The 23,252-nt window shown below is 68.6% G+C and carries 18 protein-coding genes and 1 pseudogene; 9 read left to right on the top strand and 10 right to left on the bottom strand.

Annotated features, from left to right (window positions below; translation table 11 throughout):
• Positions 1 to 17 precede the first annotated feature (17 nt).
• Positions 18 to 920 carry a succinate--CoA ligase subunit alpha gene (gene sucD / locus RWO82_RS01440; RefSeq protein WP_314422348.1) on the top strand — a complete coding sequence of 301 codons (903 nt, stop codon included), beginning with the start codon at positions 18 to 20 and terminating at the stop codon, positions 918 to 920.
• A gap of 236 nt (positions 921 to 1,156) precedes the next feature.
• Here sucD and RWO82_RS01435 read toward each other — a convergent pair.
• The 3 genes and pseudogenes from RWO82_RS01435 to RWO82_RS01425 form a co-directional block, all read right to left on the bottom strand.
• A pseudogene (locus RWO82_RS01435) lies at positions 1,157 to 1,642 on the bottom strand (homocysteine S-methyltransferase family protein); the annotation flags it as partial.
• Between the two features lie 12 nt (positions 1,643 to 1,654).
• Entirely contained in the window at positions 1,655 to 1,867 is a 213-nt protein-coding gene (locus tag RWO82_RS01430) for a hypothetical protein (RefSeq protein WP_314422347.1), read from the bottom strand.
• A gap of 65 nt (positions 1,868 to 1,932) precedes the next feature.
• Positions 1,933 to 3,390: an NCS2 family permease gene (locus tag RWO82_RS01425; protein WP_314422344.1), complete on the bottom strand. Its 1,458-nt coding sequence runs from the start codon at positions 3,388 to 3,390 to the stop codon at positions 1,933 to 1,935.
• Between the two features lie 92 nt (positions 3,391 to 3,482).
• On the opposite strand from RWO82_RS01425, the gene RWO82_RS01420 reads away from it, so the two are divergent.
• The 8 genes from RWO82_RS01420 (at position 3,483) to RWO82_RS01385 (ending at position 14,347) form a co-directional block, all read left to right on the top strand.
• Positions 3,483 to 4,895, top strand: coding sequence for a DUF6350 family protein (locus RWO82_RS01420; RefSeq protein WP_314422342.1), 1,413 nt, complete (start codon positions 3,483 to 3,485; stop codon positions 4,893 to 4,895).
• A gap of 43 nt (positions 4,896 to 4,938) precedes the next feature.
• Positions 4,939 to 5,526, top strand: a complete 588-nt coding sequence (gene purN / locus RWO82_RS01415; protein ID WP_314422341.1) for a phosphoribosylglycinamide formyltransferase — start codon at positions 4,939 to 4,941, stop codon at positions 5,524 to 5,526.
• Between the two features lie 40 nt (positions 5,527 to 5,566).
• Positions 5,567 to 7,174, top strand: a complete 1,608-nt coding sequence (gene purH / locus RWO82_RS01410) for a bifunctional phosphoribosylaminoimidazolecarboxamide formyltransferase/IMP cyclohydrolase (protein WP_314422339.1) — start codon at positions 5,567 to 5,569, stop codon at positions 7,172 to 7,174.
• A gap of 144 nt (positions 7,175 to 7,318) precedes the next feature.
• Positions 7,319 to 8,818 (top strand): AlkA N-terminal domain-containing protein, encoded by a 1,500-nt coding sequence (locus RWO82_RS01405; RefSeq protein WP_314422337.1) that lies wholly within the window; start codon positions 7,319 to 7,321, stop codon positions 8,816 to 8,818.
• Positions 8,815 to 9,312, top strand: coding sequence for a methylated-DNA--[protein]-cysteine S-methyltransferase (locus RWO82_RS01400; RefSeq protein ID WP_314422335.1), 498 nt, complete (start codon positions 8,815 to 8,817; stop codon positions 9,310 to 9,312). Before RWO82_RS01405 ends, RWO82_RS01400 begins: the two co-directional genes overlap by 4 nt.
• 350 nt (positions 9,313 to 9,662) lie before the next feature.
• Positions 9,663 to 11,615: an ABC transporter ATP-binding protein gene (locus RWO82_RS01395; protein WP_314422333.1), complete on the top strand. Its 1,953-nt coding sequence runs from the start codon at positions 9,663 to 9,665 to the stop codon at positions 11,613 to 11,615.
• Complete coding sequence (locus tag RWO82_RS01390; RefSeq protein ID WP_314422331.1) at positions 11,612 to 13,426, top strand: ABC transporter ATP-binding protein; 1,815 nt, start codon at positions 11,612 to 11,614, stop codon at positions 13,424 to 13,426. Before RWO82_RS01395 ends, RWO82_RS01390 begins: the two co-directional genes overlap by 4 nt.
• Positions 13,427 to 13,543: 117 nt before the next feature.
• Positions 13,544 to 14,347 (top strand): hypothetical protein, encoded by an 804-nt coding sequence (locus RWO82_RS01385; protein WP_314422329.1) that lies wholly within the window; start codon positions 13,544 to 13,546, stop codon positions 14,345 to 14,347.
• A 54-nt stretch (positions 14,348 to 14,401) separates the two neighbouring features.
• Here the strand turns inward: RWO82_RS01385 and RWO82_RS01380 are convergent, their stop codons facing one another.
• The 7 genes from RWO82_RS01380 to RWO82_RS01350 all read right to left on the bottom strand — a co-directional run bounded on the left by RWO82_RS01380 (position 14,402) and on the right by RWO82_RS01350 (position 23,099).
• Complete coding sequence (locus RWO82_RS01380) at positions 14,402 to 15,835, bottom strand: GH1 family beta-glucosidase (protein WP_314422327.1); 1,434 nt, start codon at positions 15,833 to 15,835, stop codon at positions 14,402 to 14,404.
• Positions 15,832 to 18,081, bottom strand: coding sequence for an alpha-xylosidase (gene yicI / locus RWO82_RS01375; protein WP_314422325.1), 2,250 nt, complete (start codon positions 18,079 to 18,081; stop codon positions 15,832 to 15,834). The genes RWO82_RS01380 and yicI overlap by 4 nt, the downstream gene beginning before the upstream one ends.
• Positions 18,081 to 18,968, bottom strand: a complete 888-nt coding sequence (locus RWO82_RS01370; RefSeq protein WP_314422322.1) for a carbohydrate ABC transporter permease — start codon at positions 18,966 to 18,968, stop codon at positions 18,081 to 18,083. The genes yicI and RWO82_RS01370 overlap by 1 nt, the downstream gene beginning before the upstream one ends.
• Entirely contained in the window at positions 18,968 to 19,933 is a 966-nt protein-coding gene (locus RWO82_RS01365) for a sugar ABC transporter permease (protein ID WP_314422319.1), read from the bottom strand. The genes RWO82_RS01370 and RWO82_RS01365 overlap by 1 nt, the downstream gene beginning before the upstream one ends.
• A 57-nt stretch (positions 19,934 to 19,990) precedes the next feature.
• Positions 19,991 to 21,298 (bottom strand): extracellular solute-binding protein, encoded by a 1,308-nt coding sequence (locus tag RWO82_RS01360; RefSeq protein WP_314422317.1) that lies wholly within the window; start codon positions 21,296 to 21,298, stop codon positions 19,991 to 19,993.
• Positions 21,299 to 21,422: 124 nt separating this feature from the next.
• Positions 21,423 to 22,436, bottom strand: coding sequence for a LacI family DNA-binding transcriptional regulator (locus RWO82_RS01355; protein ID WP_314422315.1), 1,014 nt, complete (start codon positions 22,434 to 22,436; stop codon positions 21,423 to 21,425).
• A 204-nt stretch (positions 22,437 to 22,640) separates the two neighbouring features.
• The gene (locus RWO82_RS01350; RefSeq protein ID WP_314422312.1) at positions 22,641 to 23,099 is read right to left on the bottom strand and encodes a GNAT family N-acetyltransferase; all 459 of its coding nucleotides are present in this window, start codon (positions 23,097 to 23,099) and stop codon (positions 22,641 to 22,643) included.
• Positions 23,100 to 23,252: the final 153 nt, after the last annotated feature.

Genomic DNA, 23,252 nt, shown 5'->3' with positions numbered 1-23,252 from the left:
ACACAAGGAACAGAGAAATGTCGATCTACCTCAACAAGGACTCCAAGGTCATCGTCCAGGGCATCACCGGCGGCGAGGGCACCAAGCACACGGCGCTCATGCTCAAGGCCGGCACCCAGGTCGTCGGTGGCGTGAACGCCCGCAAGGCCGGCACCACGGTCTCGCACACCGACAAGGACGGCAACGCCGTCGAGCTCCCCGTCTTCGCCTCCGTGGCCGAGGCCATGAAGGAGACCGGCGCCGACGTGTCGATCGCCTTCGTCCCCGGCGCCTTCACGAAGGACGCGATGATCGAGGCCATCGACGCCGAGATCCCGCTGCTTGTCGTGATCACCGAGGGCGTCCCCGTCGGCGACTCGGCCGAGGCCTGGGCCTACGCGCAGAGCAAGGGCAACAAGACCCGCATCATCGGGCCGAACTGCCCGGGCATCATCACCCCCGGTGAGGCGCTCGTCGGCATCACGCCCGCGAACATCACCGGCAAGGGCCCCATCGGCCTCGTGTCGAAGTCGGGCACGCTGACGTACCAGATGATGTTCGAGCTGCGCGACCTCGGCTTCTCGACCGCGATCGGCATCGGTGGCGACCCCGTCATCGGCACGACGCACATCGACGCGCTCGCCGCGTTCGAGGCAGACCCCGAGACCAAGGCGATCGTGATGATCGGTGAGATCGGCGGCGACGCCGAAGAGCGCGCGGCCGACTACATCAAGGCGCATGTCACGAAGCCGGTCGTCGGCTACGTCGCGGGCTTCACGGCTCCCGAGGGCAAGACCATGGGTCACGCCGGCGCCATCGTCTCCGGTTCCGCAGGCACCGCTCAGGCGAAGAAGGAGGCCCTCGAGGCCGCCGGGGTCAAGGTCGGCAAGACGCCGTCCGAGACCGCCGCCCTCATGCGTGCGGTGATCGAAGGGTTCTAGCCAACCGGTTACTGAGCGAGGAGCGCAGCGACGAGTCGAAGAACGTCGAGTCGCTCTAAGCGCTATACTCGAAGAGAAGGCCCTGGACTCCACTCCGGGGCCTTCTCTGTACCCCCGATCCCGACGTCTCGTGCGCGACGCGGGTCATCCTGTATCGTCCCGGTCCGGTGCATCGTGAGAGATCCGGTCCGCTGACGGCCCGCACAGGTCACCGCCTCCCTGCGAGGGGGCCGACGTCATCGGTGGACGTCGAGTCGCTCCCAGATCGCCGCGACGTGACGCGTGTCCGTGCCGCAGCACCCGCCGACGACCCGCACCGACGGCATCCGTTCGAGGAGCGCGCTCACACGTGTCGCCAACTCGACCGGGTCGCCGTCGTCGAGGGTGTCCGACTCGTCCAGCTCGGCGTGCGAGAGGCGAGAGGCGTTCGGGCGGATGCCGGCGATACGCGGAGACGTCTCGGCGTCCAGGGCGCGAGCGAAGTGATCCGGGTGGGCGCAGTTGAGCAGGTAGGCGTCCGGGGCGCCTGCCGCGTCGACCTCGGCGATCGTCTCGGCGAGGGTGAGACCCGTCGCGAGCCGTCCGTCCGTCTCGACGGTGAAGGAGATCTCGACGTCCGCGCCGACCTCGCGCGCGGCGCGCACGATGCCGCGAGCCTCCGCCGCATCGTTGAGCGTGTACGCCGCGATCACGTCCGCATCCGCCTCGGCGAGTGCCCGTACCTGGTCGCGGTGTTAGCGGTAGGCATCGTCGGATCCCGTCACGGGGTCCCATGCTCCGGAACGATAGCCGTCGCCGCGAGGGCCGAGCATGCCGACGATGCGTACCGCCGGCAGGTCGGATTCGGCGGCGATCTCCTGGAGGAGTCGCACCGCATCGGCGTTGATCCGCCGCAGCGCTTCGGCGTCGTATCCGAGCCTGGCACCCTGCACGCGGAGCGGCGCCACAGGTATCGCAGACGACGAGAGGGGCGGATGCGACTCGCATCCGCCCCTCCGTCGTTCTCGATCGCTCAGGCGACGCCGAACAGCGCCTCGATCGGTCCGCGGGCGAAGAAGATCACGAAGCCGACGGCAACGATCCACAGCAGCGGGCTGATCTTGCGGGCCTTGCCGGAGAGCGCCTGGATGAGCACCCAGCTGACGAAGCCGGCGCCGATTCCGTTCGCGATCGAGTAGGTCAACGGCATCACGGTCACGGTCAGGAACACCGGCAGCAGCACGTCGAACTCGGTCAGATCGATGTACTTGATCTGGGCCATCATCATCGCTCCGACGATCACCAGCGCCGCGGCGGCGATCTCGGTCGGCACGATCGACGTGAGCGGTGTGAGGAACATCGCGAGCAGGAACATGCCACCGGTGATCAGGTTCGCGAAGCCGGTGCGCGCACCCTCTCCGATACCCGCTCCGGACTCGATGAACACGGTGCTCGACGACGACGAGGTACCACCACCGACGATCGCGCCGACACCTTCGACGACCAGTGCCGACTTGATGCGCGGGAAGTCGCCGTTCTCGTTCGCAAGGTCGGCTTCCTTGGCGAGACCGGTCATGGTGCCCATGGCGTCGAAGAAGTTCGAGAAGACCAGCGTGAAGACGATCATCACGATCGCGACGAGGCTGACCTTGCTGAAGTCGAAGCTGAAGTCGACCGCGCCGACCAGGCTCAGGTCGGGCAGGCCGAACGGCGAGCCGGTGAGCGTGGGCACCGTCAGCCCCCAGCCTCCGGCGTTGCCGTCTGCTGCGGCACCGAGGTGCCAGATCGCCTCGACGATCACCGCGAGCACCGTGCCCGAGACGAGGCCGATGAGCAGCCCGCCCTTGACCTTGCGGGCGACCAGGATGCCGGTGACGATGAGCGTGACGATGAAGAGAACGGTCGGGACGGTCGCGACGGAGCCGCCGACTCCCAGGCCGACCGGCGGGGAGGCACTGCCGGTGGCGGTGACGAAGCCCGAGTTGACGAAGCCGATGAAGGCGATGAACAGGCCGATTCCGACCGTGATCGCGATCTTGAGCTGGAACGGCACAGCGTCGAAGATCATCTTCCGAAGGCCGGTGGCCGCGAGGAGCACGATCACGAGACCATTGATCATGACGAGCGCCATGGCCTCGGGCCAGGTGACCTGGCCGACGACCGAGAACGCGACGAAGGCGTTGATGCCGAGGCCGGCTGCGAAGCCGAAGGGCAGGCGGGTGATGAGACCGAAGAGGATCGTCATCACGCCGGCGGTCAGCGCGGTCGCGGCGCCGACGGCGCTGAAGTCGAGGGTGTTGCCTGCGACATCGGCCGAGCCGGACAGGATGATCGGGTTGAGGATCACGATGTAGGCCATCGTGACGAACGTCACCAGACCACCTCGGATCTCGGTGCCGATCGTGGATCCGCGCTTGCTGATCTCGAAGAAGCGATCCAGCGCGTTCGCGGGCTCGGCCTGGGAGCGGGTGGGGGACGGGGCAGTTGACATCGGGAAACCTCCGCAGGAGACGATATCGTGTCGCCCGCACCGCGCGCGTCCCCAGGGCTCGCACGGCCTTCACGCCGTAGTCTCGAAGCGATATGCAACGCCTCCTCGTCGCGCTCCTCGCCGCCTTCGACGCCGCCATCGCCGCGGCGGTGGGGCTCGTCGTACTCCTGGCTCCGCTGACCCTGCTGTGGACGCTCGCGTTCGGAGCGACCGCCGACTGGGGTGCCCTGTGGCCGCTCACCGGCACGCTGTGGCAGTTCGGGCACGGTGCACCCGTGAGCGTCGAGATATCGACGGAGGTTCTGCGCACCGCGGGGGTCGCACCGGACGCCGCCGCTTTCACGCTCTCCGTCACGCCGCTGGCGCTGCTGCTCTTCACCCTGCTCTTCGCCGCGCGCTCCGGAGCCCGTGCGGCCCGCGCCGGTGCGTGGCTGCTGGGAACGCTCGCGGGGACCGCGGCCTTCGCCGCGATCGCCACCCTCGTCGCGCTCACCTCCCACCTCGACGCCGCTCAGGTGCCTGTCGCGGAGGCGATCGTCCTCCCGATCGCCGTGTACCTGGCCGGGGCGCTGTGCGGCGCGGTCAGGGCGGTCTGGGATGACGGAGACGGCGGTCTCATCGATCGACTGCATGACCTCATGGACACGTGGGGCGACTGGACGCCGGTGCCGGCAGCCGCCGTGCGCGGGGCCGCGTTCGCCGTGCTCGCCGTGACGGCGGTCTCGGGCATCGCCCTGGCGGTCATGACGATCGCGCGGGGCGGTGAGGTCGTGGCGCTGTTCCAGGCTGCGCGCGTGGATGCGCTCGGCGCGACCGTGATCACGCTGGGACAGCTGGCGTACCTGCCCACTCTTCTGGTGTGGACGGCATCGTGGCTGGCCGGGCCGGGATTCGCGGTCGGCGTCGGCACCGCGGTGTCGCCGGCCGGAACCCAGCTGGGGGTCGTACCGGGCATCCCCGTGCTCGGTCTGCTTCCTGAGAACTCGTCGATCTGGATGCTCATCGTGGTGATCATCCCGATCGGCGCCGGCGCGTTCGCGGGATGGGCCGTGCGCTCCCGCCTCGTGTGGGAGGACACTCCGCTCGGCACGGCGCCGCGCGCCGTGATCGCGATCGCCATCGGTGCGGTCACGGCGGGTCTGGCAGCCGTCGCCGCGCTCCTGGCGGGGGGATCGCTGGGACCCGGTCGGCTGGCGGAGGCGGGGCCCGCGGTGCTGCCGTTCGCGCTCGCGCTCGGCGGCGAGGTGCTCCTGGGGGCGGCGATCCTGCTTCTCTCGCCCCGCAATCGCGATGAGCTCGCCGAGGAGCGCACCGATCGCTGGATCGCGGAGATGTCGGCATCCGATCTCGTGGCGGCCCGTGATCGCGGTTTCGCCCCCGCGATCCCCGACGACGGCTCGGCGGCGGCGTCGCACTCCGACCCGTCCACGCACGACACCGCGCCCCTGGGAGATCTCACCGAGCCCCCGTCCGCGCATCGCGACTCCGAGGATCCGCGCGCCTGACGCGTCGGTCGGGGCGGCAGGCGCGCCCCGGTAGACTGGGCGCGTGCTCACGGTCGCCGTTCTCATCTCGGGCACCGGCTCGAACCTTCGCGCCCTCCTCGAGGCCGCTCGTCACCCCGATTTTCCCGCGCGGGTGGTGGTCGTCGGCGCCGATCGCGAAGCCGACGGGCTCGCGCACGCGGAAGAGTTCGGCATCCCGAGCTTCACGGTTCCGTGGCACGAGCACGAGTCCCGCGAGGCGTGGGGCGAAGAGCTCGGTCGTCAGCTGGCTGTGTGGAACGCCGATCTGGTCGTGCTCAGCGGCCTGATGCGGCTGCTTCCCTCCGGGCTCGTGGCCGCACTCTCGCCGCGCCTGATCAACACGCACCCGGCGTACCTCCCGGAGTTCCCCGGCGCGCACGGTGTGCGCGACGCCCTGGCCGCCGGCGTCTCCGAGACCGGCGCCAGTGTGATCGTCGTCGACGACGGCGTCGACACCGGCCCGGTCCTGGCGCAGGAGCGCGTGCCGGTGCTGCCGGGCGACACCGAGCACAGCCTGCACGAGCGCATCAAGCCCGTCGAACGCCGACTGCTCATCGACGTGGTGCGCCGCATCGCGACCGGCGAGCTCACGCTGTCCGCAGCATCCTGAACCCATCCACGCACGTCACCCTCGTACGAAGGAGCCCATCATGGCCGGCCCACGCCACGACCACTCGCTGTACCGCGATCGCGACACCGTTCCGGTGCGGCGCGCCCTCGTCTCGGTCAGCGACAAGACCGATCTCCTCGTGCTCGCGAAGGCGCTCTCCGAGGCCGACGTGCAGATCGTCTCGACGGGATCGACCGCGTCGACCATCCGCGACGCGGGATTCGACGTGACCGATGTCGCCGCCGTCACCGGCGTCGCCGAGATGCTCGACGGCCGGGTCAAGACCCTGCACCCCAAGATCCACGGCGGTCTGCTCGCCGATCTGCGCCTCGAGGACCACGAGCGTCAGCTCGACGAGCTCGACATCGAGCCGTTCGAGCTGGTCGTCGTGAACCTCTACCCCTTCGTCGAGACGGTCGCCTCGGGCGCCGAGGGCGACGACGTGGTCGAGCAGATCGACATCGGCGGCCCTGCCATGGTCCGCGCCGCAGCCAAGAACCACGCCAACGTCGCGATCGTCGTCTCGCCGCAGTCGTACCCCGGCATCATCAGCGCGATCGAGAGCGGCGGCACCACGCTGACGCAGCGTCGTGAGCTCGCCGCCCGCGCCTTCGCGCACACCGCCGCCTACGACACGGCCGTCGCGGCGTGGTTCGCCGAGGGCACGCTGGGCGACGGCGACGACCTCCCCACGCACCTGACGATCCAGGCCGAGCGCCTCGCGACGCTGCGCTACGGAGAGAACTCGCACCAGCGCGGTGCCATCTACACGCGCGTCGGGGGTCACGGCATCGCCCAGGCGACTCAGCTGCAGGGCAAGGAGATGTCGTACAACAACTACGTCGACGCGGATGCCGCACTGCGTGCCGCCTACGACATGGTCAAGCCGGCCGTCGCGATCATCAAGCACGCGAACCCCTGCGGTATCGCCACCACCGCGCCCAACGCCCTCGACCCCATCGCGAGCGCGCACCTCCGTGCGCACGAGTGCGACCCCGTGTCGGCGTACGGCGGAGTCATCGCCGCGAACGGCACGGTGACGCTCAAGATGGCCGAGAACCTCAAGGACATCTTCACCGAGGTCATCGTCGCGCCGTCGTTCGAGCCGGCGGCGCTCGAGGTGTTCAAGGCGAAGAAGAACCTGCGTCTGCTGCAGCTGCCGGAGGACTGGCAGCAGGAGCGCATGGATGTGCGCCTCGTCTCGGGCGGCCTGCTGCTGCAGGACGCCGACCGCTTCCCCGACGACATCGTGTCGGTCGCGAAGAACTGGGAGCTCGTCTCGGGCGAGCGGCCCAGCGACGAGGAGATGGAGAACCTCATCTTCGCGTGGAAGGCCTGCCGCGCCGTGAAGTCCAACGCGATCGTGCTCGCCAAGGACAACGCCACGGTCGGTGTGGGCATGGGGCAGGTCAACCGCGTCGACTCGTGCCGCCTGGCCGTCGAGCGCGCGGGCGACCGCGCCGCCGGATCGGTGGCCGCGTCGGACGCGTTCTTCCCGTTCGCCGACGGCGCCCAGGTGCTCATCGATGCCGGAGTGACCGCGATCGTGCAGCCGGGCGGATCGGTGCGCGATGAAGAGGTCGTGGACGCCGCGCGCAAGGCGGGCGTCACGATGTTCTTCACGGGGGAGCGCCACTTCTTCCACTGAGTCCGGCGGCCCCAGGGCCGACACGTCTCCGAGACCCCTCGCGCCGACATCGCGCGAGGGGTCTCGTCGTGTTCCGGGCCGAGGGTCCACAGCGATGTCCGATTTCCGCCAGCCGGTGTCGGTGCCGCGTGACAGAGTGGAGCCATGAGCTTCCCCGTGACCGACTTCGACGAGCGGTATCGTGCGATCAGCGCACGCGACACGCGCTTCGACGGTCAGTTCGTGACCGCAGTGCGCTCCACCGGCATCTACTGCCGGCCGAGCTGCCCCGCGCGCACCCCCAAGCCGCAGAACGTCACCTTCTATCCGACCAGCGCCGCAGCCCACGAGGCCGGCTTCCGTGCATGCAAGCGCTGCCTCCCGGAAGCGGCGCCGGGCTCACCCGCGTGGGACCTGCGCAGCGACGTCGCCGCCCGGGCCATGCGTCTCATCGCGTCGGGCGTGGTCGAGCGCGAGGGGGTCTCGGGGCTCGCGGTGCGTCTCGGGTACTCGACGCGGCACCTCACGCGGCTGCTCTCGACAGAGCTCGGCGCGGGTCCGCTCGCCCTCGCCAGGGCGCACCGCGCACACACGGCGCGGATGCTGCTCGTCGGCACCGACATGCAGATCTCCGACGTCGCGTTCTCTGCGGGCTTCGCGAGCATCCGCCAGTGCAACGAGACGATCCGCGAGGTGTTCGGCCTCACCCCGGGCGAGCTCCGCGCCCGTCGCAAGGCGCCGGCGTCGGCGGCTCCGGGCGCGATCGACCTCGTGCTCCCGTACCGTGGACCGCTCGACGCGGCCGGCATCTTCCAGTGGATGGCGGCCCGCGCGGTCACCGGGGTCGAAGAGGCCACGGCCTCGTCGTTCTCGCGTCACCTGCGCATGGCGGGCGGACCGGCCTGGTTCGAGGTGAGTCAGGACGCGACCGAGCGACTGCATCTGCGGGCCCGTGTCGCGCAGCTCGGCGATCTCGCCCCGCTGGTGTCGACCGTGCGACGCATCTTCGATCTCGACGCCGACCCTCTCGCCGTCGATCAGGCGCTGAGCACGCACCCCGAGCTCGCTCCGCTCGTCGCCAGGACCCCCGGCATCCGCGTCCCCGGGTCTGCGGATCCGCACGAGATGCTGATCCGCGCGATGATCGGTCAGCAGATCACGGTCGTCGCGGCTCGCACCGCGCTCTCGGCTCTCACCGAGGCCCTGGGGGAGCGCACCGAGCAGGGACTCCTGTTCCCCACGATGTCCGCGATCGCCGAGCACGGCGCAGAAGTGCTGCGAGGCCCGGGCGCACGGATCCGAGCGATCGTCGGCGCCGCCGCGGCACTCGCCGACGGCTCGCTCCCGCTCACGGTCGGTGACGACGGCGTCGCGCAGCGCGCCGCGCTGCTCGCGATGCCGGGCATCGGTCCCTGGACGGCCGACTATGTGCGGATGCGGGTGCTGGGCGACCCCGACGTGCTGCTCCCGGGCGATGTCGCACTGCGTGCAGGAGCGGTCGTCGCCGGACTCCCGGGGGATCCGCTGCCGCTCGTCGCGTGGGCGGAGCGCGCTGCTCCGTGGCGCAGCTATCTCAGCGCGCACCTGTGGCGAGCCGCACCGGCGCGGCCGACCAGACGGATCCGCACCCCACAGACCATCAGCCCTGCGAAGGAGACCCCATGAACGCCATCATCCAGACCATCGAGACCCCGGACGGACCGTTCACCATCCTCGCCGACGAACAGCAGCGGGTGCTCTCCTCCGGGTGGACCGCCGACCAGGCGACGATCGTCGCCCGTCTCGCGCCCCGTGGGCGGCCGACGGAGGTGCGCGAGCGCGAGACCGATGCCGCGGCCGCGGCGCGCGCGTTCTATGCAGGCGATCTCACGGCGATCGACGCGGTCGCGGTGACGCAGACGGGCACGATGCTGCAGCTCGCCGGGTGGTCGGCGCTGCGTGAGATCGAGCCGGGGGAGCCGTTGACCTACACCTCGTTCGCGGCGCGGCTCGGCAACCCTCGTGCGGTGCGGGCCGCCGCCTCGATCTGCGCCCGCAATGCTCCGGCGCTGTTCGTCCCGTGCCATCGCGTGCTGCGCACCGACGGCACGCTCGGCGGATTCGCGTGGGGTCTCGACGTCAAGGCGAGCCTGTTGGAGAGGGAAGCGGCGCGGGGGTGAGGCGACCGACCGCGTGACGTCGCGATCGTCGTCCGCGGCCGACGACCGTGATCGACCTCGCCCGTGACGCGATCCGGAGCAATCGGGAATCTCTCTTGTGCTCAGCTGGTTCACAGGAATAGGCTGGTGGGCTGTCGCACCGACCGGACGACATCGCCGAGCCTGAGGAGGACACCATGACATCGATCGCCGCTGTGCAGATCGCCGCTCTCGGCTCGACCCCGGTGCGCCCGCTCCGCTAGAGCCACTTCCGACACGCACGACCTCCCCGGATGCCGGACTCCGAGAGTCCTTCGCTGCCTCCGCCTCCGTCAGCAACCGCTTCCCCATACGAAACTCGTCTGAGAGACATGTCTTCCTCGCCTTCATCGCAGAACGCCTCCCCGTCTTCCTCGCTCTCCACTCCGGCCGCGCTGTGGCGCCTCAAGCCCTTCGTGAAGCCCGTCATCTGGCGGCTCGCCGGAGGCGCCGCCAGCGCACTCGTGGCGGCGATCATCGCTCTGATGATCCCGATCGTCCTCGAACAGATCATCCGCGGGCCGGTGCAGACCGGAGCCATCGAGGCCATCGCCTGGGGCGCGCTCGCCGTGTTCGGCCTCGCCCTCGGAGAAGCGCTGATGGTCTGGCTGCGCCGCCAGTTCGTGCTGAACCCTGCGACCCAGGTCGAGTACACGATGCGCACCGAGCTCTACTCGCGTCTGCAGACCCTCCCGGTGTCGTTCCATGACCGCTGGCAGTCGGGTCAGCTGCTGAGCCGCATGATGCAGGACATCGGCCTGATCCGTCGGTGGCTCGCGTTCGGGCTCGTGCTGCTCGTGGTCAACGTCCTGACCATCATCATCGGATCCGTGCTGCTGTTCCGCTGGCATTGGCTGCTCGGGGTGATCTTCATCGTCACCGCGATCCCGCTGTGGGTGCGCGGCTACCTGTTCGAGAAGCGGTACGGCGCGCTGACGCGGCGCAGCCAGGATCAGGCCGGTGACCTCGCGACCAGCGTCGAGGAGAGTGTGCACGGCATCCGCGTGCTCAAGGCGTTCGGCCGTGGCAAGCATGCGCTCAGCCGTTTCAGCCGCCAGGCCGAGACGCTGCGCGAGACCGAGATGAGCAAGGCCGGCGCGGTCGCCTCGATCTGGTTCTGGCTCGACCTGATGCCACAGATCGCCTTCGGTCTCAGCCTGATGTCGGGCATCTGGCTCATCTCGCAGGGGCAGATCGACCAGGCGGAGCTGTTCGCGTTCTTCGCGATGGCCGTGGTGCTCCGCTGGCCGATCGAGTCGATCGGATTCCTGTTCTCGTTCATGCTCGACGCACGCACGGCCACCGATCGCGTGTTCGACATCTACTCGGAGACGAACTCGATCACCGACCCGGAGAACCCGGTGCACATCGCCGAGCCCCGAGGCGAACTCGCCTTCGAGGGGGCGCACTTCCGCTACCAGGATGCGGGCGCACACGAGCGCGACCTGCTCGACGGCATCGACCTGGTGCTGCGTCCCGGTGAGACCATGGCGCTCGTCGGCCTGACGGGCAGCGGCAAGACCACGTTGACGACGCTCCCGACGCGGCTGTACGACGTGACCGGCGGCCGGGTCACGCTCGACGGCGTCGATGTGCGCGACCTCCCGCTCGCCGAGCTGAGGCAGCACATCGCCATGGCCTTCGAAGACGCGACACTGTTCTCGGCGACGGTGCGCGAGAACGTGCTGCTGGGTCGCGCAGATCTCGACGTGCACAGCGACGAGGCCGAACGCGTGCTGCGGGAGGCTCTCGGCGTGGCTCAGGCCGCTTTCGTGGACTCGCTCCCCGAGGGCGTCGAGACGATCATCGGTGAAGAGGGACTGAGCCTCTCCGGCGGTCAGCGTCAGCGGCTGGCCCTCGCCCGTGCCGTCGCCGCGAACCCCAAGGTGCTCGTGCTCGACGATCCTCTCTCGGCGCTCGACGTCGACACCGAGGCGCTCGTCGAAGAGGCGCTGCGGCACGTGCTGGCCGACACCACGGCCATGATCGTCGCGCACAGGCCGTCGACCGTGGCCCTCGCCGACCGCGTCGCACTGCTCGAGGCCGGGCGCGTCACGGCGGTCGGCACCCACAGCGAGCTGCTGAGGACGAGCCGGCACTACCGGCATGTCATCTCGAGCCTCGAGGCGGAGGAGGCGGCGCGCACCGGCGCGATCCCGATCGTCCGCGACGAGCAGGAGGAGATCGCACTGGCCGTCCGCGACGGCATCCGTGAGAACGCCGCCGACGAGGCGTCGGCGGGCTCGGCAACCCCCATCGACGTAGAGAGCGAGGTGCAGCGATGAGCTCCGCCATCACCGGAACCCAGGATGAAGACCGCTCCCGGTACACGAAAGAGGAGAGTCGCGAGATCCGGCGGCGCTCGCTGCGCCTTCTGGGTTCGCTCGTCCGTCCGCTGAAGCGGCAGATCGCGCTGGCCGCGGTCGTGCTGGTGATCTCGACCGCGCTCCAGGTGGCGGGGCCGATCCTCATCAGCATCGGGCTCGACCGAGCCCTGCCCGCCGTGATCGAGCGCGCCGACTGGATGCCGACCTTCATGATCGGCGGGATCTACCTGCTCGCGGGCGCCGTCGCTGCGGCGATGATCGCCTGGTACGTGATCATCGCGGCGAAGCTGACCCAGGCGGTGCTGCTCGACCTGCGCAAGCGCATCTTCCTGCACACCCAGCGCCTCAGCCTCGAGTTCCATGAGTCGTACACGTCGGGCCGAATCATCTCGCGCCAGACGAGCGACCTGGATTCGATCAAGGAACTGCTCGACGGCGGGCTGAACGAGCTCGTCTCCGGTGTGCTGTTCGGACTGTTCACCTTCATCGCCCTGTGCATCTGGGACTGGCAGTCGGGTCTCATCCTGGCGATCGGCGGGGTGCCGCTGTTCTTCCTGATGCGCTGGTTCTACTCGCGATCGCAGCTCGTCTACCGCGAGTCCCGAGTGATCAGCGCGAAGGTCATCGTGCAGTTCGTCGAGACCATGACGGGCATCCGGGCGGTCAAGGCGTTCCGCAAGGAGCCGCGCAACGACGCGGCGTTCCAGAAGATCGCAGGGGAGTACCGCGACGTCAACCGCCGCTCGATGCTGCTGTTCGGCACGTTCGAACCGGGCCTCATGGGCGTCGCCGCCCTCGTGCTCGGGATCGTCGTGCTGTGGGGCGGCATCCGTGTCTCCGACGGCGCTCTCACCGTCGGAGTCCTGCTGTCGGCCGTGCTGTACGTGCGGAACTTCTTCGCGCCCATGCAGGAGATCGCGATGTTCCTCAACTCGTACCAGTCGGCCACCGCCGCGCTCGAGAAGGTGTCGGGAGTGCTCGAAGAGGTCCCGACCGTTCCGGATCCGGAGAAGCCGGTCGACCTGTGGGATTCGCGCGGGCACGTCGAGTTCGACGAGGTGACCTTCGGGTACAACGGGGAGAAGACGATCCTGCCGAACTTCTCGCTCGACATCCCGGCCGGACAGACGATCGCCCTCGTCGGCACGACCGGCGCGGGCAAGTCGACCCTGGCGAAGCTGATCTCGCGTTTCTACGATCCCTCCGCGGGGCGCGTCACGCTCGACGGCATCGATCTGCGCGAGCTGCATCCGAAGGATCTCCGCCGCGCGATCGTGATGGTCACGCAGGAGGCGTATCTGTTCAGCGGGACCGTCGCCGACAACATCGCTCTCGGCAAGCCGGATGCGTCGCTCGACGAGATCCGGGCTGCGGCACGGGCGGTCGGAGCCGACGAGTTCATCTCGTCGCTGCCCGACGGGTACGGCACCGACGTCAACAAGCGCGGTGGTCGCGTGTCGGCGGGTCAGCGCCAGCTGATCTCGTTCGCGCGTGCCTTCCTCGCCGACCCGGCGGTGCTGATCCTCGACGAGGCCACCGCCTCGCTCGACATCCCCTCCGAGCGACTGATCCAGGATGCGCTGCAGACGCTGCTCAAGGACCGCACGGCGATCATCATCGCGCACCGTCTGTCGACCGTCGCGATCGCCGATCGCGTGCTGGTGATGGAGCACGGGAGGATCATCGAGGACGACGCTCCCGAGGCCCTCATCAACGGGACGGGCAAGTTCGCCCAGCTGCACGCCGCCTGGCAGGAGACGCTGGTCTAGCCGCCCGCGCTCCGGCCGCTCTGCGCACGCCGAGGCCACGATCGATCATCGGTCGTGGCCTCGGGCGAGCGGGGCGGAGACGGAGCGGACGGCCGCGCACGTAGGTAGCATCGAGGTATGGATCCGCTCATGCTCGCTGTCGAGTTGTGGTGGATCGCGCCCGTCGCCGCCGGGGGCGCCGTCGCGAGTGCGGTCGGATTGCGCCGTCGCAGCACGAGGAGCGGCCGTCGACTCGAGTACGACGCGGCTCGGCACGACCTCAAGGCGGCGCGGCAGACAGCCGTGGAACGGCGCATGGCGGTCAAGCTCGCGCGAGCCGACGTCGCCCGCATCTCGGCCGAGCGCACCGCGCGTCGTGCGACCCCCGAGCAGGTCGCGGGTGCCAAGAGGATGCTCCGCGCCAAGGAGAGCGATGCCAAGGCGGCGGCAGCCGACGTGAGGGCCAAGCAGGTACGCCTCAATGCCGCGAGAGCGGCGATCCCCGCGGCGTCCGCCCCACGCCCTCTGGAACGACTGCAGGCGCAGCACGACGCGATCGTGGTGCGCTGGATGCACTACGAGACCGATCCGGGTCTGCAGATCGCGTATCCCGCGATGACCGACGTGAGACAACCGGCGACCGCCGAGTACCTTCGGGCGGCAGCACACGCGGTGGAGACCAGGAGAGCGGCGACGGGGCGTGTCAGCGCCTCGGACTTCGCCGCCTACCGTGATGCGGTCGCCGCTCTCGAGCGCGCGCTCGAAGCCGCAGAGTATTCCGCGCGGGTGCAGGCCGGTGAGGCTCCGCAGACATCGTCGGTCTGGCAGGATGCCGCGCACGACCTCATCTCGCGATCGACCGAGGCGATCGATCGCGCGGCGGACGCCGCGGCATCCGCGTTCGCCGCGTGGAACGACCGCCGACGGTCGGACAAGCGCTGAGCGCCGCCTCCCAACGAGGAGACGGCGCTCGACGATCGCGCTCGGGCGTGCGTCTCAGGCCTGCACGGTGCGCGAGTCGATCAGCCGTGCGTACCAGTGCCCGGAGTCCTTGACCGTGCGTTCGAGGGTCTCGAAGTCGACCCGCACGATGCCGAACCTCTTGGCGTAGCCGTAGCCCCACTCGAAGTTGTCGAGCAGCGACCACACGAAGTAGCCCCTCAGGTCGACGCCCCGCTGGATCGCACGATGAGCGGCGGTGAAGTGACGGCGCAGGTAGTCGGTGCGCTCCGGGTCGGAGACGGAGCCGTCGGCGGAGACCACATCATCGAACGCGGCGCCGTTCTCGGTCACCATCAGCGGCTGCCCCGGGAACTGCTCCGCGAGCGAGACGAGCAGCTCCTCCAGACCTTCGGGGGCGATGTTCCAGCCCATCGCGGTGTACGGCCCGGGCTGCTCGACGAACTCGACGAGCTGATCGCTGCCCGGCCAGGCGGTACCGCCGGCGGTGCCCTTGTGCCCGTCGTTCTGCTGCTTCTCCGACACTCCGTCCCACAGTCGCACCGTCGCCGTCGAGTAGTAGTTCACTCCGAGCACGTCGATCGGCTGTGCGATCGTGGCCAGGTCTCCCTCATGCACGAACGACCAGTCGGTCACGCCGGCGGTGTCCTCGATGAGATCCGCGGGGTATTCCCCTCGGAGCATCGGATGAGTGAAGGCCCGGTTCGCCAGACCATCGATCCTGCGCATGGCCTCGTCCGCTCCCTCGCCGACTCCGCGCAGCACGTGGAAGTTCAGCGTCACGGAGTAGTCGGGGTCGCCGGTCGAGGTCGCTCGGAGCGCCTGGATCGCACGGCCGTGCGCGAGATTCAGGTGATGCACCGCGGACAGGGCGGATGCCGGCTCGTGGCGGCCGGGCGCGTGGCCTCCCTGGCCGTAACCCAGGTAGGCCGAGCACCAGGGTTCGTTGAGCGTCGTCCACGTGTGCACCCGGTCGCCGAGCGCCGCGCCCATGATCGATGCGTATCGCTCGAAGGCATCGGTCGTCGCCCGAGAGGTCCACCCGCCTGCATCTTCGAGGTACTGGGGGAGGTCCCAGTGATACAGGGTCGCCACCGGCTCGATGCCGCGCTCCAGCAGCCCGTCGACCAGGCGTGAATAGAAGTCGATGCCGGCCTGGTTGACGCGGCCGTCCGCCGCAGGCACGATACGCGGCCACGCGATCGAGAAGCGGTACGCCTGGAGTCCGAGATCCGACATCAGATCGAGGTCCTGGTCGACGCGGTGGTAGTGATCGCAGGCGACGTCGCCCGTGTCGCCGTTCCACACCTTGCCGGGTGTCTTGCTGAATGTGTCCCAGATCGACGGCGTCCGACCGTCCTCCTCGGCCGCACCCTCGATCTGGTACGAAGCCGTCGCCGATCCGAACGTGAAGCCCTCGGGCAGCACGAGTCCGGAGCCGCGGTAGTCGTGTTCAGCGGGAAGAGTCACCGGGTCACCTCCGTCAGATCGACATCGTAGATCGTCTCACGGCCGTCCGGGTTCGTGACCGTCACAGACGTCGTGCCCGAGCCGCCGGGGAACACCCGCAGCTGCAGACCGTCGTGGTAGTCGTAGTCCGGTCTGTCGGTGCGTGCCCCCCAGGGGAGGGCGGTGCCCGGCCGCACGTACAGCGGAAGCGAGTCGAACGCGTGGGTCTCCCGGCGCCATCCGCCACCCGTGACAGTGTCGCCGGTCAGCAGCGAGGTCCACTCGCCCTCCGGCAGGTAGAACTCCACGGTCCCGTCCTCCGAGAACACCGGCGCGACCAGCAGATCGGATCCGAGCATGTACTGCCGGTCGAGGTGGCCGACCGCCGGGTCATCGGGGAACTCCAGCTGCATCGGCCGCATCACGGGCAGTCCCGTGTGCACGGCGTCCAGACCCTGCTGATACAGGTAGGGCATCAGCCGCATCTTCAGCTGCGTGAACCGGCGAGTGACGTCGACCGCCTCGTCGTCGAAAGCCCACGGCACCCGGTACGAGCTGGATCCGTGGAAACGCGAGTGCGAGCCGAGCAGGCCGAAGGCCGTCCAGCGCTTGAAGACACCGGCATCCGGAGTGCCCTCGAACCCGCCGATGTCGTGGCTCCAGAACGCGAAGCCGCTCAGCGCGAGAGAGAGCCCGCCGCGCAGGGTCTCGGCCATCGACGCGTATGTCGACGTCGAGTCGCCGCCCCAGTGCACCGGCATGCTCTGACCGCCGGCGGTCGCCGAGCGTGCGAACAGCACGGCGTCGTCGGCGCCTCGCGCCTCCACGAGCACTTCGTGCACCGCGCGGTTGTAGAGGTGCGTGTAGAGGTTGTGCATGCGACCGGGGTCGGCGCCGTCGGCCCACACGACCTCGGTGGGGATGCGCTCGCCGAAGTCGGTCTTGAAGCAGTCCACGCCCTGCGCGATCAGCCGGCGCAGGTGCGCCTGGTACCAGGCCGTCGCCGCGGGGTTGGTGAAGTCGACCAGGCCCATGCCCGCCTGCCAGAGGTCCCACTGCCAGACCGAGCCGTCAGCCCTCCGCACGAGGAATCCCTGCTCGGCGGCCTCGCGGAAGAGCGGCGACCGCTGGGCGATGTACGGGTTGATCCAGACGCACACACGCAGATCCTTGTCGTGCAGCCGGGCGAGCATGCCCTCCGGATCGGGGAAGACCCGGGAGTCCCAGACGAAGTCCGTCCAGTTGAACTCGCGCATCCAGAAGCAGTCGAAGTGGAAGACCGACACCGGCAGCTCACGCGCCGCCATCTCGTCGATGAACGAGTTCACCGTCTGCTCGTCGTAATCGGTCGTGAAACTGGTCGACAGCCAGAGTCCGTACGACCAGGCGGGCACGACCGGTGGTCGTCCGGTGAGCGCGGTGTAGCGCCCGAGCACGTCCTTCGGCGTCGGACCCGCGATGACGAAGTACTCGAGCACCTCGCCGGCGACCGAGAACTGGACGCGCTCGACCGACTCCGACCCGATCTCGTACGACACGTGGCCCGGGTCGTTCACCAGCACGCCGTAGCCGCGGTTCGACAGATGGAACGGGATGTTCTTGTACGCCTGCTCGCTCGAGGTGCCGCCGTCGGCGTTCCAGATGTCGACCGACTGGCCGTTCTTGACCAGGGGCCCGAAGCGCTCGCCGAGGCCGTAGATCAACTCGCCGACGCCCAGATCGAGCTGCTCGTGGACGAACGCGGATGCGGTGGGAACCGTGCCGCTCGCACCGGAGCCGCCCTGGCGAGCATTGTCGACGATGCCCGAGTCGACCTGGGCACCGGGTGCGAGGCGCACATATCCCTGCGATTTGTGGCCGCTGCCCGTGACGCGGCGACCGTCGACCTCGAACGAGAGGCTCCACGGCGATCCCGGCGCGATCCTGGCCACCAGAGCACCTGCATCGAGGGTCCCGCCGGCATCGGAGACGGACGACACCGCCCGGCCCGCACCTGCCCCGGGCAGTCCGAAGCCGCCGTGCCACTTCGCCCCCTCGTGGTGGGCGATCCGCACGCGGATCACGCCCTCTGCGGGAGACGAGATCGTGGTCGTCAACACGGGCCTGTTGAGCGTGTCGCCCCGCTTGGCGATCACCATGGTGGGAGCCGTGATGACCAGACCGGGGCCGTCCGGGGTGTCGGTGGTCTCGGTGATGTCGTAGGCCTCCTGCGCATAGAGGGCGGTGACGCCCGGTCGCAGCTGCCAGAACCCATCGGTGAACTTCATTACTTGACTGCTCCTGCCGTGATGCCGCGCGTGAGTGTGCGCTGGAAGATGAGGAAGAAGATGAGCGTGGGGATGATGCCCAGCAGCGCCGAGGCGCTGGTGGTGGTCACGTCCATCAGCCGGTCGCCCTGCAGGACGCTGATCGCGACCGGCACGGTCTGGTTGGCGTTCGATGCGAGGAACGTCAGCGGGATCAGGAATTCGTTCCACGTCCAGATGAAGAAGAAGATGAGCAGCACCGAGAGGGTCGGCCGGCTGATGGGGAAGACCACCCGCCAGAGGATCTGCCAACGGCTCGCCCCGTCGAGCGACGCCGCCTCGAGGATCTCCTTCGGGAAGGTGCCGTAGACCGACGACAGCAGGTAGGTTCCGAACGCCGCTTGGATCACCGTGAAGACGATGATGACCGACCACACGTTGTCGTACAGCCCCACCGACTTGAACATGTAGTACAGCGGGTAGAGGAGCGCCTCCTGCGGCAGCAGGTTCGCGAGCAGGAAGAGCAGCACGATCCAGCTGCGGCCCCGGACGCGGCCGATCCCGATCGCGAAGGCGTTGAGCATCGAGATGACCACGGCGAGCACCGAGACGATGCCGGCGATGAAGATCGAGTTCCAGACCTTCTCGGGGAAGTTGACGCGCTCCCAGAACTTGATGATGCCCCCGAAGTCGAGGGTCTCGGGGAAGGCGAGAGGGCCCGACGTCGCATAGTCGACGGGGGACTTGAACGAGTTCACGAGCACGAGGTAGAAGGGCGCGATCACGAGCAGAGCGCCGATCACGACGAGCGCGAGCAGCAGCCAGTCGACCGGGCGCTTCTTGGTCATGCCGCCGCGCGCACGCGTCGTGCTCGGCTTGCCGGTGACGATGGCAGTGGTGGCGTGCATCACAGACCTGCCCTTTCCTTGCGCTCGAGAGAGTTCTGGACGCGGATGAAGATGATCGACACGATGACCACGACGATCGTGAGCACGGTGGCGATGGTCGCGCCGTAGCCGACGTTCCTCTTGGTGAAGAACTCCTGGTAGGCGTAGTAGGCCGGCACGAGGGTCGAGCCTGCGGGGCCGCCGCGCGTGATGATGTACACCGGCCCGAAGACCTTCAGTGCGGCGATCGTGCAGGTCAGGGTGACCACGAAGATCTCGGGGCGGATGATGCTCATGGTGATCGCGGAGAAGCGCTGGAACCAGTTCGCTCCGTCGAGCTCGGCGGCTTCATAGAGCTCGGGATCGACTCGCTGCAGCGCGGCCATGAAGACGACCACCGGATAGCCCAGCTGCACCCAGACCATGACGACCATGAGAACGATGAGCGCCGACGGCATCTGTCCCAGCCAGTCATAGGCCGGGATCCCGAACCAGCCGAGAATCTGATTCAGCGCTCCGTCGCCGCCGGGGCGCACGATCCAGCCGATCACGATGCCGGCCACGGCGATCGGGAGGATCTGGGGGAGGTAGTACGTCGCTCGCAGGAAGCTGCCGACCTTGCCGCCGAACTTCCGTCCGACGACGTCGAACAGGAGCGCGGCGACCATGAGTCCGACGATCGTGGGGACGACCACCATCGCGATGATCATCCACACCGAGTTCGTGAAGGAGGTCCAGAAGTCGGCGTCCGTCAGGATCTTCTGCCAGTTCTCGAGTCCGATGAACTCCGGCGCGCGCACACCCCTCCATTTGGTGAAGGTGAGGTACACGTTCCAGATGAGCGGGACGATGACGACGACGAGCAGGAGCATGAACCCGGGCAGGAGGTACATCCAGTAGGCGCCGGTCCCACCGCTGCGCTGCGGGATCGACGGCTCTTCGGGCGGCAGCGCGGTGCGGCCCTCGCGGCGTGTGATGAGTGACATGTTCATCTCCAGGAGGATGCGGGGGCGGCCCCGTGAGACGCCGCCCCCGCGAGTGGATCAACGGAATTCCGCGGTGCCTTCGTCGTACTGCTCGCCGAGGTTCTCGTTCGTGGTCGCGGCGTCCTGCGTCCCCGTGATCAGCCCCTGCAGCTCCTGCACGAGCACGTCGTAGAAGCCGGGTGCGGGCCAGTCCGGGTAGAACGAGAGTCCGTCTGCATCGAGCACGCCGTTGAACGTCTCGATCAGGGCCGCGCTCTTCTCGTCCGTGATGTCCGCGGTGTCGGCGGCGACCGGAAGGCCGCCGTTGTTGCCGATGATCGCCTGGATCTCGGGCCTCATCGTGATGTCGATGAACTCGTACGCGAGCTCCTTGTTGGCGGCGTTCTCCGGAACGACCCACAGGTTGCCCGACGATCCCAGCGACAGGTCGGCGCCGGGGAACGCGGTCAGCGTCCAGTCGAAGTCGGTGGCCTCGGCGACGAAGCGCCCGAACCACCACGAGCCGGAGACGAAGATCGGTGCGCTGCCGTTGATGAAGGAGACGCCGGCGTCCTCCGCCTTGACCGACGACACGTCGGAGGCGATGTAGCCCTTGTCGACGTACTCCTTGAGCGTCTCGCTCGCCGCGGTGACCTCGGGGCCCTGCCAATCGACCGGCTCCGCGTACAGCTGGTAGTCGTCGACGAAGCTGCGGTCGCCCTCGTTCAGGGCCAGCTGGTACCAGAGCTGTCCGAGGGGGTATTCCGCTCCCGCCTCGGCGAGAGGTGTGACGCCCTGCGCCACGAACGCGTCGAGCACGTCGACGAACTCGTCGTAGGTGGTGGGGATCGCAAGGCCCGCCGCGGCGAACGCGTCCTGGTTGTAGTAGACGCCGACGAACTCGCCGTAGTTGGGGACACCGAACCACGTGTCGCCGCCCATGACTCCGTCCTCCGAGTACTTGGCGGTGGTCTGCAGCGAGGGGGCGAGCTTCTCATCCCAGCCGTATTCGTCGACCGCCTCCGAGATGTCGGAGATCAACCCGGTGGAGGCGAGGAATCCTGCGGTGGCGTTTCCCTTGTTGAACTCCATCAGATCGGGCGCGGCGTCCGTGTCGAGGACCTGGCTCGCGGTCTTCTGGATCTGTTCGAAGGACTTCTCCTCGAACTCGACGGTCGCTCCCGTCTCCTCCTCGAAGATCGCGATTGCCTCGGCCCAGGCCTTGCCCATCGCGCTGTCGGCGCCCTCGTAGTGCCAGAGCTTGAGGGTCTGTCCGTCGCCTCCGTCATCGGAGGAGCCTGCGGTGCAACCGCTGAGTGCGATTCCTGTCGCCGTCAGTGCGGCCAGGGCCGCCAGCGTCTTCGTCCTGCGTGTGGTGCGTGCCATCGTCGGCACTCCTTTCTGTGGGCCGTGAGGCCGGACACATCGGTGGGTCGTTCTTCTTCAGTTGTCGCGCCATTCGTCGAAGCGCTTCGATGACGGACGTGCGCGTGTGCGTCCCCGCCCACGGTCACTCCCTCGCGGGGGCGACCGATCCGGCGGAGTGGTACTCGGGAGGGATGAGATGGATGCGGGCGGGAGTGCCCGGATGCTCGAGGTGCTGTTCGGCGAGCTCGACGGCCAGTTCGCACGACTGCTGCGGGATCAGCGGGATGGAGTCGATCGGAACCGCGAGCGTGGTGGGGTCGAACGACGCGGCGGCGGAGATCACGGAGACGTCCACGCCCACCCGCAGTCCTCGCGCGTCGAGCGTGCGCAGCAGGATGTCGTGCACGTCGCCGACCGCGTGCACGATGAACGCGCGGTCCCCGCGGTCGAGGGCGGCCTCGGTGGCTGCACGGACGACGGCGGGTTCTGTCACGGAGGCGCCGGTGGTCGCCCATTCGAGCGCGACGCCTCGAGTCGCGGCGCGTTCCTGCACGCCCTGCAGCAGACGTCGGGGGAAGTTGGATTTGCGGTACGAGACGTCGGTCTGCCCGAGCAGAGTGATCCGCGTGTGCCCGGCATCCGCCATCCGGTCGACGGCGAGGTGCCCGGCGGCACCGAAGTCGAGGTCGACGCACGTGAGGCCCTCGGGCTCGTCGGGGATGCCGATGAACACCGTGGGGGTGCGCACGCTGCGGGCGATCGCGGCGCGCTCGTCGTTCGGAGCGACGTCGAGGACCAGGATGGCGTCGACCAGACGACTGGCGGCGACCCTGTTCATGCCGTCCGACGCCTCCTCGTCGGTGAGGAGCAGGATGTCGTAGCCTCGGCGTCGCGCGGCGACCGCCGTCGCCAGCACGAACGCCATATGGGTCGGGGCGTGGGTGTCGGCGCGCAGGGGCTCGGTGAGGGCGAAGATGTGCGTGCGTCGACCGGCGAGCATGCGGGCGCCGGCATCCGGTTCGTAGCCCAGATCCCGCACCGCACCTTCGATCCGCATGCGGGTCTTCTCGGAGACGGGGCGCTTGCCGCTCAGCGCGTAGGAGACCGTGCTGATCGACACTCCGGCAGCCTTCGCCACCTCGTGGATCGTCGCCATGCTGACTCCGTCGTCATTCGTTCGGGATGCTCATCGAAACGCTTCGCTTCGTGCGTCAGAAGCGATGATAGGCACGGTCCGTCGGCTCACGCAACCTTTTTGTGGCGAATCGCAACAAAAAGGTTCGGGGCGCAGAGGACCCGTCGCGCCGGCCGGGGCGACGAGGTCTCGATGGGGGAGGGGATTCGAGACCCCGCCGCCGGTCTACGAAGCGACGCGGATCTGCGCGATGACTTCGGAGTACTCGGTCTCGCCGACCGGGGTGAACCCCACGCGGAGGAAGAACGCCTCCGGTCCGTCCTCCCCGGCCTCGTAGATGACGTTGACGTGGTCGAAGCCGCGAGCACTCGCCTCTTCGACGAGCTGTTCGACCGCGAACCGGCCGACGCCCTTGCCCTGGTCGTCGGCGTCGACGTTGATGCGCCAGAGCACCGAACGGAAGTGCTCCTCGGGGGCCTCCGGATCGAAGTTCGCGCTCACGAACCCGACGACCTGATCGCCGTCGAGCACCACCCGCTGCCAGGAGGTCTGGGGGTTGATGACGGTCGCAGCGATGCCGTAGGACACCGGAGCGAGGAACTGCTCCTGTCCGGGCTTGAGCGACAGGTTGTTCACGGCGACGATCGTCGCAGCGGAGAGTTCGACCATGCGCAGTTCGGACATAGTCACAGGCTAGCCCCTCCGGTGGTCGCCTGCCCAGAATCCTCGACTTTCGTCGGGGGTCGCCCGGCCGGGAATACCGGAAGTCGATGCGCCGGGCATCTCCCGGCGGACATGCGCCTCGAGACCCTCAGGTATCTTGGTATCGAGACAAAT

Source organism: uncultured Microbacterium sp., assembly GCF_963521645.1.
In the GTDB taxonomy this organism is placed as follows: domain Bacteria; phylum Actinomycetota; class Actinomycetes; order Actinomycetales; family Microbacteriaceae; genus Microbacterium.
Note: the sequence above shows the minus strand (reverse complement) of the source record. Positions and strands in the feature narration are given on the sequence as shown.